The 16,441-nt window shown below is 42.4% G+C and carries 8 protein-coding genes; 3 read left to right on the forward strand and 5 right to left on the reverse strand.

Annotated elements, in window-relative coordinates; translation table 11 throughout:
• Positions 1–4 precede the first annotated feature (4 nt).
• From J0L83_09065 to J0L83_09080, 4 genes are all read right to left on the reverse strand, one after another.
• Entirely contained in the window at positions 5–3,361 is a 3,357-nt protein-coding gene (locus J0L83_09065; protein MBN8664711.1) for a VCBS repeat-containing protein, read from the reverse strand.
• Positions 3,358–6,666 (reverse strand): VCBS repeat-containing protein, encoded by a 3,309-nt coding sequence (locus tag J0L83_09070; GenBank protein MBN8664712.1) that lies wholly within the window; start codon positions 6,664–6,666, stop codon positions 3,358–3,360. The genes J0L83_09065 and J0L83_09070 overlap by 4 nt, the downstream gene beginning before the upstream one ends.
• A gap of 109 nt (positions 6,667–6,775) precedes the next feature.
• Positions 6,776–8,383, reverse strand: coding sequence for a RagB/SusD family nutrient uptake outer membrane protein (locus J0L83_09075; protein ID MBN8664713.1), 1,608 nt, complete (start codon positions 8,381–8,383; stop codon positions 6,776–6,778).
• Between the two features lie 24 nt (positions 8,384–8,407).
• Positions 8,408–11,479 carry a SusC/RagA family TonB-linked outer membrane protein gene (locus J0L83_09080; protein MBN8664714.1) on the reverse strand — a complete coding sequence of 1,024 codons (3,072 nt, stop codon included), beginning with the start codon at positions 11,477–11,479 and terminating at the stop codon, positions 8,408–8,410.
• Positions 11,480–11,806: 327 nt separating this feature from the next.
• Between J0L83_09080 and J0L83_09085 the strand changes: the two genes are divergently transcribed.
• Positions 11,807–12,799, forward strand: a complete 993-nt coding sequence (locus tag J0L83_09085; protein MBN8664715.1) for a LacI family DNA-binding transcriptional regulator — start codon at positions 11,807–11,809, stop codon at positions 12,797–12,799.
• 2 nt (positions 12,800–12,801) lie between these two features.
• Here the strand turns inward: J0L83_09085 and J0L83_09090 are convergent, their stop codons facing one another.
• Positions 12,802–13,512, reverse strand: coding sequence for an NUDIX hydrolase (locus J0L83_09090; protein MBN8664716.1), 711 nt, complete (start codon positions 13,510–13,512; stop codon positions 12,802–12,804).
• A gap of 133 nt (positions 13,513–13,645) precedes the next feature.
• On the opposite strand from J0L83_09090, the gene ligA reads away from it, so the two are divergent.
• Both ligA and J0L83_09100 read left to right on the forward strand, forming a co-directional pair.
• On the forward strand, positions 13,646–15,739 hold the full coding sequence (gene ligA / locus J0L83_09095; protein MBN8664717.1) for an NAD-dependent DNA ligase LigA: 2,094 nt from the start codon (positions 13,646–13,648) through the stop codon (positions 15,737–15,739).
• Position 15,740: 1 nt separating this feature from the next.
• Positions 15,741–16,409, forward strand: a complete 669-nt coding sequence (locus J0L83_09100; GenBank protein MBN8664718.1) for a DUF2461 domain-containing protein — start codon at positions 15,741–15,743, stop codon at positions 16,407–16,409.
• The last annotated feature ends 32 nt before the right edge of the window (positions 16,410–16,441 follow it).

The raw sequence follows: 16,441 nt of genomic DNA on the forward strand, positions 1-16,441 counted from the left end.
TTGCTTATTGCTGCAGCAACTGCCAGCTGCCATTATTCTTTGCAAGCAGATATGCTTTTTTACCATTAATTGTAATCGGTAGTATTTTTCTGATCTGTCCGCTTAAACTGATGCCGGAAATAGCAGAGACATTTGCATCTCCCTGTTTTCCTATTTGCATGATCAAACCCTGATCAGCATCCATTCTGCCAATCTCCACATTGTACTCATAAAAATTACCAGCCAGCAGAAAACTAGGTTTAACTGATGCCAAAGGTATTACAGCACGCAAGCTGGAGTACTGAGCTTCATCAGGTAAACCAACTGGTTTGAATTGCATCTTACCCTGATTGATGAAAACTGTATTGGCAAAATGATCTGCATACAGTTGTTGCGCATCGGCTAATTTCTTACTGCCGAATATGTCCTTAATAGAAGCTTTGGCAAAATCAGCTGCATACAAGAATTTCTTCTTTAGAACAGGCATGCGTTTCTCCAATTGGGTTTTACTGGAGAAACATATTTCGTTACCCTTCAGAAAATATGTCATGATCTGCTCTGCACTGCCATTATCATCAAAATCATTCACATACAATTTCACTGGCTCTTTGGCAGAGGCTTTCAGCCTACTGTTCAAACCAAAATTACCAGCAACAATATCCAGGTCACCATCTGAATCTAAATCTACCGGCACACAGGTTTGCCACCATCCATGCAGATTTGTGAGTGATTGCTTTTTATAGGTTTTACCCTCATTCAGAAAAACATCGATGCCACCCCACTCTGCGCTGAGCAATAAATCTTTTTGTCCATTCTGATCAATATCTACCCAATGCGCATCAGTGATCATGCCCGGGTACAATAAGTCTTTACTATAAGTAGCAGTTACATCTCTAAATCCATTCTGCTGATTATTCAACAACAAATAAGATCTCGGTGTAACACCATATTTCCATGGCTCTACCCTACCCGCAAGAAATATATCCGGATAGCCATCCTGATTCACATCATGCACAGCCAGCTTAGCAAATGTGCCATAGACATTTGGGAAAGCATTGATGGCTTTTGTCAGCTTACCCTTGCCATCATTCATATACAACAATGGCTGCTGGTGTTCATCATTTCCATAAAACTCATTACCGCCTGTTGCTATCAAGAGATCAGGATGTGTGTCTTTGTTGATATCCACCCATACTGCATCTACATGCTCCCACATCGAATCCTGTTGTAAAGCAGGCTGCGATAAACGCTGAAAACTACCGGGAATAGTCTGCAAAAAAACAGCAGCCGGAAAGCCTTTGGATGCGCCAGCAAATACATCCTCTAATCCATCATGATTAATATCTGCAACTGCTACTGCAGGACCTTCCGTTGATACCATAGTTGGCATAAGCGGTTCCCGGTTGAACTCATTGAAAATATTTTCTTCATGGCGGTAATTCAATCCCGTTGCTGTAGTAATATCTTTCAAGACGGATAAACTGGTTGCAGACTTCGTATGTAACCGGCTATAATCAAATTTTGGCAACCCGGCTTGATATACGATGGTATCTCGCTTATTGGAGTGTAGTGTAATTTTTTGATAACGTTGATCAGGCCAGATCAATATGGCTGAGTCAACCGGTTCATGTGCAAGACCAATGTGCATTGCCGTGAGCATACTGGATTGAAAGCCGTGAACTGGCTGCTGTTCATACGAGCGAACTTTATCCTTACTAAACAATACCACTCTTGCACCAATGGCAAAATGATTTGCAGGTGCATTTTGTATCACCAAACTTGTAAACTTGTTTTGTTGTTGAACCTCATTGGTATTGTTCTGATAAATCATCGCGGGATCGCCAATATTGTTCACCACAATATCCAGGTCGCCATCATTGTCCAGATCAGCGTAAATAGCACCGTTTGAAAATGTTGGTGTATTCTGCTGAATACTATCCGTAAGGTTATTAAAATGCAGATTGCCTTTATTCAGGAAAAACTGGTTGGGAATTTTAATCTCAGGGAATTTATTTGTCAGAGACAAGTCCTGATCTCGAATGGCATTGGTGCGGAGTTTTTGTTGAATATCATCGCCTGATACAAAATTGATATAATCAATATCATTCATGCGCTTGGGAATACCATTGGATACAAACAAGTCTTTATCTCCGTCATTATTGAAATCCATCCACAGTGCAGCCCAGCTCCAGTCGGTTGCATGAATACCTGAGAACTGGCCTACCTCACTGAAAGAACCGTTTCGTCTATTCAGCTGAAGATTGTTGCGTGCATACTGATAAGTATATCCGTAAAAGATTTTCTGCTGAAAAATAGTATAATCATCTTCTGCCAATGATCTGCGCAGCATATAAGGATCATCAGGAAGCATATCCATAGAGACGATTTCCGGGAAAGCATCATTGTTCACATCAGCCACATCCACGCCCATACTGAACTGACTGGTATGGTTGAGCTGTTTGGTATTCTCTTCCTGAAAGCGACCATTTCGTTGATTGATATAGAGATAATCATTCTCGTGGAAATCATTACCTACATAGATATCGGGCCAGCCATCGTTATTAATATCAGCAACCGCCACACCCAAACCATAACCAATCTTGCTGCCATTAATACCAGAGACTTTGGTTACATCAGTAAAATAAGGCTGTGTAGAACCTGCAACTATTTTTTGATCATTTCGGTATAAACGCTGTCCGGCGAGCGAATCATAAGTATTGCTAAAGATATCTCTTGGCGCATAGTTGCCATCATGATTCACAGAATGGTTTAGCAAAAACATATCCAGATCATTATCGCCGTCATAATCCAGAAAAGCTGCATGCGTACTAAATCCTGAAAAGTCGAGACCAAATTCTTTGGCACGCTCGCGGTAATGAGGAATACCTTGCTGATCAATACTATCACAAACCAATAACTGATTGCTTCCCTTCAAGACCTTATATCGACCAACTTTGCAAACATATATATCAAGTAGACCATCATTATTGATATCCACTACAGAAACACCTGTACTCCAGCTGCTATCTTGCGGTATACCCGCTTTTAGAGAAACATCCTCAAATTGTAGTTTGCCCTTATTTAAGTAAAGCGCGTTAGCATGCTGACTGGCAGCGAAAAAAAGATCAGTTAATCCATCCTGATTAAAATCACCGGCGCCTACACCTGCCCCGTTGTAGTAATACATATAGGAAAACAAGTTGAACTCCGGTGTAGGTTGAAGTCGGTTAGCAAATGCAATACCCGTTTTACTGCTATCAAGAACAGAGAACAAAGAACTACCCGACTCTTTGGAAGAACATGCCTGTAATGCAGCTGTGCCAATACAAAAGAGCACAAAGAGATAAATAATATTAAAACGCTTTTTGAGCATGCAATTTATTTGCGCAATGAATAGGCCAAGGGGACATCATTATTTTGCAGAAAAACATACAGCTCTTGTTGATGCTGCTGTAATACTGCAATATCTCTGACAGCACCCTGTATACGTAAGCCTGTTTGTGTTACTGGCATAGCTGTGAAACCGCCTTTCTGATTATTCACCAATACTTGTCCATACCCGCCATCAATTCTGCAGAACTGCGGTAACAGATCAAAGAAATTGCCTGCACAAACTATATCCAGATAACGATCTCCATTGATATCAGTAAGCTGTATGGCATTCATGGAAGTTAGTTGCACCGCCAAAGGAAGTTTCTGCATCGTGAATTGTCCTTTCCCATTATTGATAGCCACATAAGATGCCGCATCATTCACTTCTAGTTTCTGTGCTGATTTTATCGCATCACCGAATAAGTCTTGCACAGTCTTCTTGGCAAAATCTGTATGTTTCAGATTACCTTTTTTCAAGGAAGGTAACTGATCGGTGATTTCACGTTTAGTAAACACCGGCATATCTTTTCCATTGATCGTTTGTGTGAGGATTTTATCCGCAATACCATTGCCATCAAAATCCTTGATCCACATCCGCACAGGCTGATTAACAGCAGGCTTGAGATAGAAGTTCTCTCCAAGATTACCCAAGACAAAATCAGTATCCCCATCCAAATCAATATCTGCAGCTTTGATATTTTGCCACCAACCCAGATAATTTTTCAATCCATTATCAAGCTCAATGCATTTGCCATTATTGAACTGAAAAGATCTTGGTGCCATCCATTCACCTACAATCGTGAGTACTTGGGCTTGGCCATTTGCTAATGGCTGCCACACTGCGCAGGTGATCATGCCAAGCTGCTGCAGTATAGGCGCTTTTGTGCTGGTAACATCTGTGAAATTTCCTTTGCCATCATTCTCTAATAAATATGATGCAGGTGTAGTTCCATAATCCTGGGGCTGGCTTCTGCTGCCTGAGAAAATATCCAAATCACCGTCGCCATCAAAATCTAATGAAAGTAAAACGCCAGTATTGGTTGCATTGAGCGGTGTTGCACCAGCTTTAAGTGTGAAATTAGCTTTACCATCATTCAAGAAAAGCTGTTGCTGATATACGTTTGCACTGGCCGCAGCAAAATTACCTCCACCACCCGTGTACAGATCCAAATCACCATCTTTATCTGCATCAAGAAAGATTGCAGCATTGATATCACTGAAATGAAACTTACTAAAATCAGGAACATTGTGTTGCTGAAAACCTGTATTGGTTTGGAGGTATAATTTACCGGGCACATCCTTTGTACCACCAATATAGATATCTGCTTTCCCGTCGCCATTTACATCGCCGGTAGCAGCTTTTGGCCCAACACGCGAGAGCATAAAAGGGATATTGCGCTCATAGTAGAAGTCTACATATTCATCTTCCTTGCTTTGCGCAAATGGTGTATTTACTCGCGCAAAAATTCCGGATTCAGCAGTTGCAGTTTTCTTTACTGGCTTACGCTTACTAACTGCAGCATAATTAATTGTGTGTAAGGAGTCTGTTGCCAGCGCACCCAGCACAGTTTCTTGCTGATCTGGCCAGATTATGATAACCGAATCAGGTTTCCATTTACCCAAACCAATTGTTTGCTTGTATTCTACAGATGATTGAAAGCCACGCGCAGGCAGGATGGTTCTACTGATCAGCTGATCTTTACAATATAATTTAATCTGTGCACCTATTGCCTGCAAGTTGGGAGTTTGATACTGTAAGCTGAATGCGATATAACCAGTTTTATCTTTTTCTCTGGTATTGTTTCGATAAACCATGGCTTCCTGATTCACATTGCTGATGACCAAATCAAGATCACCATCATTATCTAAATCTGCGTAAGCAGCGCCGTTGGAAAAACTGGGTTGATCAAAGCCCCAATCGTTTCCCTGATCCTGAAACCTTAATCCGCCAGAGTTGCGAAACAATTTATTTGCTACAGGAACGGAAGGCATTTTATTGATAATGGTGCTGACTTCTTCCTTCTTACCGGTCACTACCATTTGCCGCACCACATCGTTGGCGAAGAAATCGATAAAGTCCTGGTCTGTCACATCACGATAAATTCCATTGCAGACAAGGATATCCGATAATCCGTCATTATCTGCGTCAAACATTAATGCACCCCAGCTCCAATCACTAGCAGCAACCCCGCTGAAAAATCCTGTTTCCAGAAAATGGCCCGTACCATCATTTACCTGCAATGCATTTTGCGTGTATTGATTATAGAAACCTTGTTGCTGTTTTAATCTGAATACATCATATCCTTCAAAGGAAGTGTTTGTCTTTAAACGATAATCGTCACCAGGCAACATATCTGTGGTGAAAATATCCGGCTTGCCGTCGTTATTGATATCCTGAATATCTGCACCCATTGATGATAAACTGATGTGCTGCATACGTTGCTCCAGTTCATCTTTGAACGTGCCGTTTTGTTGATTGATGTAGAGATAATCTTTTTCAAAAAAATCATTAGATACATAAATATCCGGCCAGCCATCTGCATTCACATCACCGATAGTGACGCCTAAACCAAAACTGATAATACTTCCATAAATGCCGGCTTCATGCGTTACTTCTTTAAAACGACCATTATCATTACGATAGAGATGATCCCCGCCACCGCGCAGAAACTCAGCTACATTGGCCTTTTCAGCTGGTATTTGCCGGGTATTTCCATAATTAAGCGTGTTCACGGGAATAGGACTGTTATTCGCTATAAAGCAATCCAAATCGCCATCCATGTCATAATCAAAAAAGGATGCATGTGTAGTATAGCCACTATCGTCCAAACCATAAGCAGCAGCACTATCTGTAAACGTGAGATTATGATTATTGATGAATAATTGATTCTTGCGCAAAGCAGGCTCCATCATATTACCAGCATTACACACATAGATATCTAACCAGCCATCGTTGTTGATATCAACAAAAACCACACCTGTACTCCATTGTGGTTTATCACCAAATCCCGCTTGCTGCGAAACATCTTCAAACTGTAGGTTACCCTTATTGAGGTATAACTTATTAGCCCCTTGATTGGCTGTAAAAAAAACTTCCGGCAGCCCATCATTGTTTAAATCACCGGTTGCTACTCCTCCACCATTATAAAAATTTCTGTACTTGAATACATTGAACTCTTTGGTTTCCTTCAAGGTATTCGTGAAACGGATATTTGAATTGGTAACCAGTGTAAAACGAGCATCTTTTCGCCGCTGTTCTTTACAAGCAAACAGTCCAACAAGCAATAAGGCAAACAAAAAAAATCTGCACTGCATCATTCGCTAAAAATAAGCATTCAGTGTTTGTAGATAAAATGAAATCAATCGAACATAAGTTAAAAAAGGCTGCCTTGAGGGCAGCCTTTTTACTGAATATGAGAGAAACTTAGTAACCGAAGTTTTGCTTCAGGTTAGGGTTAGACGACAGAGAGATGGTTGGGATTGGATATACCACTTTATAACCATCAGACTTGTTTGGTCTTTCTTGAACAGGATTGTTGAATGCACCGAAACGAATCATGTCATTTCTTCTCCAACCTTCAATGTACAGTTCACGACCTCTTTCAGCTAACAACGTAGTCAGTGTTACTGCAGACAACGCAGAAGCTTTTCTTGAAGTACGCACTGCATTCACCAAGCTCAAAGCAGTCTGACCGCCGGTAGCTGTACCACCACGCAGGATAGCTTCAGCTTTCATCAGCATTACATCTGCTAAACGGAAGAAGGTGAATTCGTTTGAGCTACCCCAACCACCATCGTTGATAGAGTTAGGATCCAACAGGAATTTATTTACACGGATACCACTTGCTTCACCATTGAAGAAGATACTTGCATTACGTGTAAAGACCAGCGGGTTACCAGAACGATCGTAAAGAGGACCTACAGGATCACCTACAGAACCAGGCTGCTTATTGTTAGATCTGCTAACAGGACCGTAAGCCTGACCAACAAGGAAACCTGCAGTAGAACCTACACGATTGGTAAAGCCAGCAACGGTATCGCGCTTACGCTGATCACCATCTTCGAAGCTATCGTAGAAATCAGACAGTGTAGTGAAACCATTCCAGCCAGAAGGACGCTGGTTATAGTGCCAACCCATACAAGTTGCCCATACCATATTGGTACCGTTACCTGCTCTTGAATCACCGCCATTCTTACGGATGAAGATATTCTCTGTAGAAGCGGTACCATTATCCCACTTGAAGTTATCCCAGTAGTAAGTATCCAACTGCAACAGTGAATTCGCCATGATATTATCGCAGTACTGAATCACTTTATTCATATCAGCAGAGCTGAATGTATAAGGTCCTTCAGGTTTAGTAGGATCTTGCTTATAAACACCTTTGTTCAAATAAGCTTTAGCCAGCAATGCCCAAGCAGCTTCCTTAGTAGCCTGTGCTCTGTTTGTACCATTGAATGCAGGCAGTGTAGTAACAGCAGTTTCAACTTCAGTGATAATACTGTCAATCACATTTGCTCTTGAAATTACAGATGGAATTGCTGCTGCTGGTGAGCTTGCAGGACGGCTTTGAACCTGACCATACAGATCACATACGAGGAAACGGAAGAAACCACGCAGGAACTGACCCTCAGCCTTGGTAAGACCAGTAGCAGTTTCAGCAACGAGTGTTGTTTGGAACAATGCACCATTCAAGCCATTCCATACATCGTTAACCTGGTTGTGGTCAGGACCCCAAGTGTGGAGGTGCAGACGACGCCATGTACCGAAGTCATCCCAGTCTGTACCGCGGGTAGGTCCCATCAGTTCATCTGTAGAATGTTCTTGTAATGCCTGATAACCATACTGACCAACCAACTGGTTCAACTGCTCATAAACAGCAGCGATAGATGGAGGTGTTGGCGCACCGCTTGATGTAGCGGGTGCAATAGAGTTAGGGCCGCCCAACTCAGGTTCCAGTTTACTACAGGAGGTTACACCCAGCACACCTGCAGCCAGAACCGGTAGGATATATTTTTTCATATTCGTTTTCATATTATCTAGTTTGTTAGTTCAGAATTAGAAACCGATGTTAGCACCAATAGTGAACACTCTTGGCTTAGGATACTGCGTATAATCGAAACCTCTTGAAGGAATACCGTTGATGTTTTTGTCAACGTTTACTTCAGGATCGATACCGCTGTAGTTGGTGATCAAAGCCAGGTTCTGACCAGATGCGAAAACAGAGAGTGACTTGATCACTTTGCTGTTCTTGATGTCGAACACATAGCTCAGGTTCACGTTCGCCAGACGGATGAAATCACCCTTCTCCAAGAATCGTGTAGAAACTGAACCTGGGTTGAAAGGATTCTCTGGACCCTTACCAACTTCATTGGTTACGTTACGGCCGTTACGCAAGCTACCTTTCAGGAAGAGGGCGTTGGCTGTATTATTATATACGTAGAAACCTGTTACTGCGTTAGCAAAAACGCTCAGATTCCATCTGCCGTAGCTGAAATTATTGGTTAAACCAGCAAAGAAGTTAGGCAATGCTGTACCAACCAATTGGTTAGCAGCACCTTTTGCATAACGTGCGTTACCGTTACCATCGAAGCCTTGGAACACAGGCATAGACCAAGTAAAGATTGGGTTGCCATTGGTCAGTGTCTGGGCAAATGCACCAGTCAGACCCTGTCCGCTTACAGCACCAGTATTAATTGGTGTTGGTAAACCTTCGATATTGTTGTTTACGGTAGTCATGTTGTAGTTAACATCCCACTTGAATTTCTTACCATCAACGATCTTGTAGTTAACACTTACTTCCCAACCTTTGTTGATTACCTTACCATCTAAGTTGATCCACCAGAAAGCTGTTGGTGCAAAACCACCAGGTGTTGGTGCAAAGAACAACATGTTGGTACGTTGCGTATTGTAATAATCAACTGTTACAGACAATCTTCTGTTCTTGGTTGTGAAATCAACACCGAAACCAGTTGTTGCTACTTGCTCCCACTTCAGATCAGGATTACCCTGCTGAATGAAACGAGTAGTTGCAGCTGGACCATCAACAGTACCAGCAACTGGATCAAACTTCTGCTGCAGGTTCAGGGCTGCGTAAGAACCGAGGTTATCCTGGCTACCCAGTACACCATAGTTGGCTCTTACACTCAGGTCGCTGAAGATACCACCCAAGGCATTTTGTGCCCATTCTTCCTGCATAACGCGCCACTTGAAGGCGAAGGCAGGGAATACACCATAACGGTTGTTGGTACCAAACTTAGATGAACCATCCGCACGCAATGTTGCAGTCAGGAAATACTTATCAGCGTAAGAATAGTTTACACGAGTAAAGAATGACTGAAGTGAGTTTTTATCAAAACCTGGAACAAAGTTTGCATAGTTCTTAAAGGCGCTCACATCTTTATTAAATACATCATTCGGATTCACAACTGGTGAATTGATACCCCAACCAACACGGCCTGAATATTCAGACTGGAAACTTTGATTAGAGAAACCCAATACAGCATTCAGATTGCTCTTACCGAAATCTTTGTCATAAGTCAGATACTGCTCCAACAAAGTTGAAGTATTCTGCAAAGTCTGCTCAGTCATACGACCATTACCCTGAATGGGGTTACCCAAATCACGGCCAAAGATGTTGGTAGTACCACCATAAGCGTTAGCACCCAAACGAGGGTCAGCAAATGAAGTACGAACAGACTTACTTCTATCATAACCAAATACAATCTTGTAAGAAAGGTCTTTAGTGATTTGGTATGAAGCAGACAAGTTATTCAGGAAACGGTTGATATAATCGCGATCATCGAAATATGACAGCATCTGAACAGGGTTACGCTGATCACCAGGCTGGAAGAATGAACCATCTGCATTATATACAGGGTTTGTAGGATTCAGCTGTAAAGCAGCACCCAGCAAGCTACCCTGATAGCCGGCATTGTTAGACAATGGAGGATACTGGTTCTTTGTATTAGAATAGGTTGTTGTTAATTCTAATTTCAGCTTATTGTTCATCAGCATCTGTGTAACGTTAGCACGAGCAGTTAAACGCTTCAATGCACTGTTACGAATGATACCCTGCTGATCATCGTATGAACCACTCAAACGAGCAGTAGTACCGCCTACATTATAACCCCAGCTAAGGTTGTAGTTCTGAGAAATAGCAGTACGGAAGATTTCATCCTGCCAATCAGTAGAAGCACCATTATCAATCAGTCTAACCGCTTCAGCAGCAGCTGTGGGGTCTGCACCACCATCGATATTGGCTTTCTTAGCTGCCTGCAGGAAGTCTGAAGGATTCATCAGATCGTAACGCTTAGCAGTAGTAGCAATGTTGGTAGTTGCACTGAAATTGAAAGAACCGTTACGGCCACCCTTACCACTCTTAGTAGTAATCAGGATTACACCGTTTGCACCTCTTGAACCATAGATAGCGGCAGCAGAAGCGTCTTTCAGTACAGTGATGCTTTCAATATCGTTAGGGTTTAAGAAGATCAATGGGTTTCTGGCAGTAGTACCACCTTCAACACCACTAGCAGAACCCAGGGTTCCGCCCTGACCGAGGGGCACTCCATCCACTACGTACAATGGCTCTTGCGCACCGCTGATAGAACCAGTACCGCGAATGTTGATGGTTGCAGCAGCACCAGGTTCACCAGTTGCAGGCGTTACCAACACACCGGCTGTACGACCCTGGAGCAATTGATCAGGAGAAGCAATCTGACCCTTGTTAAAGTCTTTTGTTGTTACATTGGCTACAGAACCGGTAAGGTCTTTAACCTTACGGCTACCATAACCTACCACCACTACTTCACCCAACTGTTCGTTGGTAGCAGCAAGTGATACATTAATAGTGGTATTACTTCCAACAGCTACTTCTTTCTTTTCATAGCCAATAATGGAGAATACCAAAGTTGCATTGGAGGAAACATTGATACGGAAACTACCGTCGGCACCTGTTTGGGTACCTGCTTTCTCTCCTTTAACTGTCACGGAAACTGAAGGAAGGGCAGAGCCGTCCTTTGCATCGGTGACCTTTCCGGTTACTTGTTTGTTCTGTGCCAGCGCTGAGACAGAAACACACAGCGCTACAATGGCCCCAAGGGCCAGTCTGGCGAGCTTTGTTAGAGTCATATTCAGTTGTTTAGGATGGTCATGTAAAATACACACATTTTTGGTTTATGAAAGAATTGTTAAATAAAATTTTGCTTTGGGGGATTTTCAAATAGACAAAACTGTAAGGAGCACAGTAAGGTATGCATAGCAGCTTTCGTTAGTTTTCTCATGAATGATGGCAATTCTGGCAAGCCAATAGCAGGCTTATTAACGCCATTTGACACCTGAAATTATTTTTCTGCTGCATTTTAACGTGCTGATTTTTAAATAAATACACCGCAAACGTTTGCGAAAATGTTTGTTGTGGAAAATTATCTTACCTTGACCGGGCCATAGAGAAAAGCCATGTCTAACATTACCCTGAAGAAAATTTCACAAAGCCTTGGGCTAAGTATTTCTACCGTTTCAAGAGCACTCAAAAACCACCCCGACATCTCTGAGCAGACCAAGAAACGTGTAAGAGAACTGGCAGAATCCCTTGAGTATGAACCAAATGCGTTTGCTATTCAACTTCGGACCAAGGATAGCCGCATATTCGGTTTGCTGGTACCTACCGTATCGAACCACTTTTATGAATCCTGCATACAAGCTATCGAAGAAGAGAGTCGTAAAAATGGTTATACCGTTATCATCCTTCAATCAGGTGATAATCCGGAAACAGAATTAAGCAATCTTCGATTATGTAAGCAAAACCGGGTAAGCGGCGTTTTTGCCTGCATCACCCCCAATACTAAAGATGTACAACCATTTTTAAAACTGGAAGATGCAGGCATACCTGTTATCTTTTTTGATAAGGTTCCGGATTTTGAAGCTTGTAATAAGGTTTGCACAGGCGATATTGAAGCAGCCGGTATTGCAGCAGAGCGCATCATTAGTAAGCAAAAGAAACAAGTGCTGGCAATCTTAGGCAACCCCAACCTCTCTATCACCAAGAAAAGAATGGCTGCTTTCAAAGCCGCTTTTGAAAAAAATATCGCTACAGCCAAGCTTCAAGTTGTTCATGCGAACAGCACCAAAGAGGCATTTGACCTTACGCACGATCAATACCAGCAAGAGACAAAGCCGGATGTCGTGTTTTGCATGAGTGATGAAATTCTAGCCGGCACCATGAAAGCCTTACAATTATTGCGAGTGAAAATACCCAAGGAAACAGGGATCATTTCCATCAGCAATGGGGTATTACCCAAGCTCTACTATCCCGAGATTACTTATGTAGAGACAAGCGGCAGCAAACTTGGGAAAACAGCTTTCAACAGAATGATGAGCCGCTTAAATGGCAGCACTTTTGTACAAGAGATTACAGTTGAATCTATTTTGGTGGAAGGCGGCTCTTTATAAGATTAGAAATCAATTCCAATCCATTTGCGCTTGCGCAACTCGTATTTCTCGAAGTTGAACTTATACAGCTTGCCTGGACGATGTGGCACATCCTGCTCCATCTCATTCAGGTCAATCAATAAATCCATTGACGCAAATTTCTTTCGGAAATTCCTTCTGTCGAGACGCATACCCAGAATCGCTTCATACAGATTCTGCAATTCGCGCAGCGAAAATTTATCTGGCAAAAGATTAAAGCCTACCGGATGTTCCTGAATATTTTTTTGCAGCCATGCATAGCAAGTATCCAGAATCTCTTTATGATCAAAAGCCATTTCTGTGAGCGAATTCACACTATGCCAGTGTAAATCATTGTCTGTAATCTTTAACTGATGGTGCTGTATGTTCAACAAGGAACAATACGCCGCTGTAACTACACGACCACCCGGATGTCTTCTCGGATGACTGAATGTTCTTACCTGTTCTAGAAATACATCCGTCATACCTGTACGCTCTTTCAGCACACGATACGCCGCATCATCCAGTTCTTCATCACTTTTTACAATATCACCTAATAGCGAGTATTTATCCTTGAATTGCTCCAGATCACTCTTGATCACAAGCACTTTCAGCTCATTCTCATCGAAACCAAAAATCGCACAATCCACCGTTAAAGGCACGCTGGGGTATTTGCGCACCAACTGAACAGGGTCTTTAATCAATTGTTGTATCACAGTCGGTTCTGCATTTTCATGATGGCAATCAACGGGTAAGGGTAACCCGTTTAAAGTTAGGCAAAAATAAGATGTGTACTTTTTACACCACGATAAACTTGCCTGCTTTATGGCAAAATTTACCTTTACAGCTATGTACACAAAAGAAGTAAGCAGTCAACTCCAAGCTCAAACCGAAGCTTTTCTGTTGATTGATCACATTTCCAGCCTTGAACAAACCAATACACTTCGCCAAATACTTCGATTTCATGAGTATCGATACTACGTGTTGTTTGATACATTGATCACTGATCATGCGTACGACCAGCTTTTCAAACTGTTACAACACACAGAAGCAGCCCATCCTGAATGGATGACGCCAGATTCACCCACACAGCGTGTAGGCAGTAGTTTGAATGATGGCTTTACCACTGTACAGCACTTGGTGCCCATGCTGAGTCTGGATAATAGCTACAATGCAGACGACCTGAATGATTTTGATCGCAAGGCCAGAGAAGCCAGCGGACTGGAACAAATCACCTATTGCGTAGAACCCAAGTTTGACGGAGCCAGCATTAGCCTGATTTATGAAAATGATCAATTGGTGCGTGCCGCTACCCGCGGCGATGGTGTGGCCGGAGAAGACATAACCAACAACGTAAAACAAATCCGATCGATTCCTTTATCTGCACCTTTTAGCCAGTATGGTATTCAGCAAATTGAAATCCGTGGTGAAATCATCATGACCAAACAGGCATTTGATGCTTATAACGAAAGACTGAAAGCAGAAGGATTACCCACTGTTGCCAATCCGCGCAATACCGCCAGCGGCAGCTTACGCATCAAAGACCCTAAAGAAGTAGCCCGTAGAAACCTCGATGCATTTCTCTACCATATCAGCTATTATCAATTACTACCAGATGCACCAACAGATACACTGCAATCGCATGCAGCACAACTAGCACTACTGTGGAACTGTGGTTTCCGCTCTCCAGAAAGAGAAAAGAAAGTGATGCGTAATATCCAAGGCGTAATTGATTACTGTCTCGAGTTTGAAAGCAAACGCGATGACCTGCCTTATGAGATTGATGGCATGGTGGTGAAAGTGAATGATATCGCTTTGCAAGAGCAATTGGGCATGACCAGCCACCACCCTCGCTGGGCCATTGCGTATAAGTTCAAAGCCCGACAAGCCACCACCATTTTAAGAGGCGTAGAATTTCAAGTAGGTAGAACAGGAGCTGTAACACCAGTTGCCAAACTAGAGCCAGTATATCTTGGTGGTGTAACTGTTAGCAGCATTTCGATTCACAACGAAGATTATATCCGTGAGAAGGATTTGATGATTGGAGACACTGTATTGATTGAACGTGCAGGAGATGTGATTCCGCAAATTGTAAAGAGCATTGCGGAACAAAGAAAAGGGGATGAAACAACGATTCAATTTCCAACAAACTGTCCGGTTTGCAGCAGCGAACTCTACAAGGAAGAAGGCGAAGCAGTTTGGCGTTGCATCAATATTGAATGTCCGGCACAAGTAGTAGAAAAAATGATCCACTTCGTGAGCAAGGATGCGATGGACATCAAAAGCTTCGGCGAAGCCAATGTGCGCAAATTCTATGAGCTGGGCTTATTACAAGATATACCCGGCATCTACACTTTAGATTTTGATGCCATCAGCAAGCTGGAAGGTTTTGGTAAAAAATCTATTGATAACCTACGCGCAGCTATTGATGCATCCAAGCAACAACCACTGAACCGACTCATCTATGGTTTAGGTATTCGTTATGTAGGGGAAACAACTGCTAAAACATTGGCCAATGCTGTCAATCATCTTTTGGACTTCCAGCAATACAGTGAAGAAGTATTACAACAACTGGAAGATGTGGGTGTGAAAGTGGCAAAGAGTATTCATCAGTTCTTCAGCAATGCACAGAATATTCATATGCTGCAACAATTAGAAGCGTTGGGGCTACAATTGAAGAACGAAAAGAAACAACAGGCTGGCACAGGTGGGTTAAGCGGACAAACATTTCTCTTCACCGGTACCTTACCTACACTCAAACGTAGCGAAGCAGAAGCCATGGCAGAAGCCAAAGGCGGTATCATTCTCAGTGGTGTGAGTAGTAAACTGAATTATTTGGTGGTTGGAGAAGATGCTGGGAGTAAACTAGAGAAAGCAAAAAAAATCAACACCATTCACATCATCAGCGAAGCGGAATTTCTGCAACTGATTGAAACCAATTAAGATGTTACAAAGCAGCACCATTCAGTTTCTGAAGAAGTTAGAGAAGAACAATTCCAAGCCTTGGTTTGATGCTAACCGACATTTGTATGAATCTGCTAAAGCAGATTTTTTGGTACTTACTGCAGCAGTGCTGAAAGAAACAGCCAAGTTTGATGCCAGCATTGCACACCTGCAACACAAGGAATGTGTGTTTCGTATCAACAGAGATGTGCGTTTCAGTAAAGACAAATCGCCCTATAAAACCAATATGGGTATGAGTATTGCACGCGGTGGCAAGAAAGGCATTTTTGCCGGCTACTATTTTCACTTAGAGCCGGGTAAAAGTTTTGTTGGAGGTGGCTTATACATGCCTATGCCGGATGATTTGAAAAAACTGCGTCAGGAGATTGATTATAATTTTGCCGATTTCCAAAAAATCGTTCAGCACAAAAATTTTCGAGCTGCTTATGGTGATCTAGATTTTGATGCAGCACTCAGCCTCAGCCGTGCACCCAAGGGTTATGAAGAAGACAATCCGGCCATCAAATACATCAAGCTGAAATCATTTATTGCTACACATACCATTGCTGATAGTACACTAACTGACAAATCACTGGTAAAACAAATCACGCAATCATTCAAAGCGTTGCATCCATTATTGAACTTCATCAATGCAGCATTGGAAATATAAAAAACGGGAGCAGTGCTCCCGTTTTCACTAAC

This window comes from Chitinophagales bacterium, assembly GCA_017303835.1.
In the GTDB taxonomy this organism is placed as follows: domain Bacteria; phylum Bacteroidota; class Bacteroidia; order Chitinophagales; family Chitinophagaceae; genus JAFLBI01.

Coding starts and splice junctions, on each gene's coding strand:
- J0L83_09085 (MBN8664715.1), top strand. CDS start 11,807: ATGTCTAACATTACCCTGAAGAAAATTTCACAAAGCCTTGGGCTAAGT.
- ligA (MBN8664717.1), top strand. CDS start 13,646: ATGTACACAAAAGAAGTAAGCAGTCAACTCCAAGCTCAAACCGAAGCT.
- J0L83_09070 (MBN8664712.1), bottom strand. CDS start 6,666: ATGCAGTGCAGATTTTTTTTGTTTGCCTTATTGCTTGTTGGACTGTTT.
- J0L83_09080 (MBN8664714.1), bottom strand. CDS start 11,479: ATGACTCTAACAAAGCTCGCCAGACTGGCCCTTGGGGCCATTGTAGCG.
- J0L83_09100 (MBN8664718.1), top strand. CDS start 15,741: ATGTTACAAAGCAGCACCATTCAGTTTCTGAAGAAGTTAGAGAAGAAC.
- J0L83_09075 (MBN8664713.1), bottom strand. CDS start 8,383: ATGAAAACGAATATGAAAAAATATATCCTACCGGTTCTGGCTGCAGGT.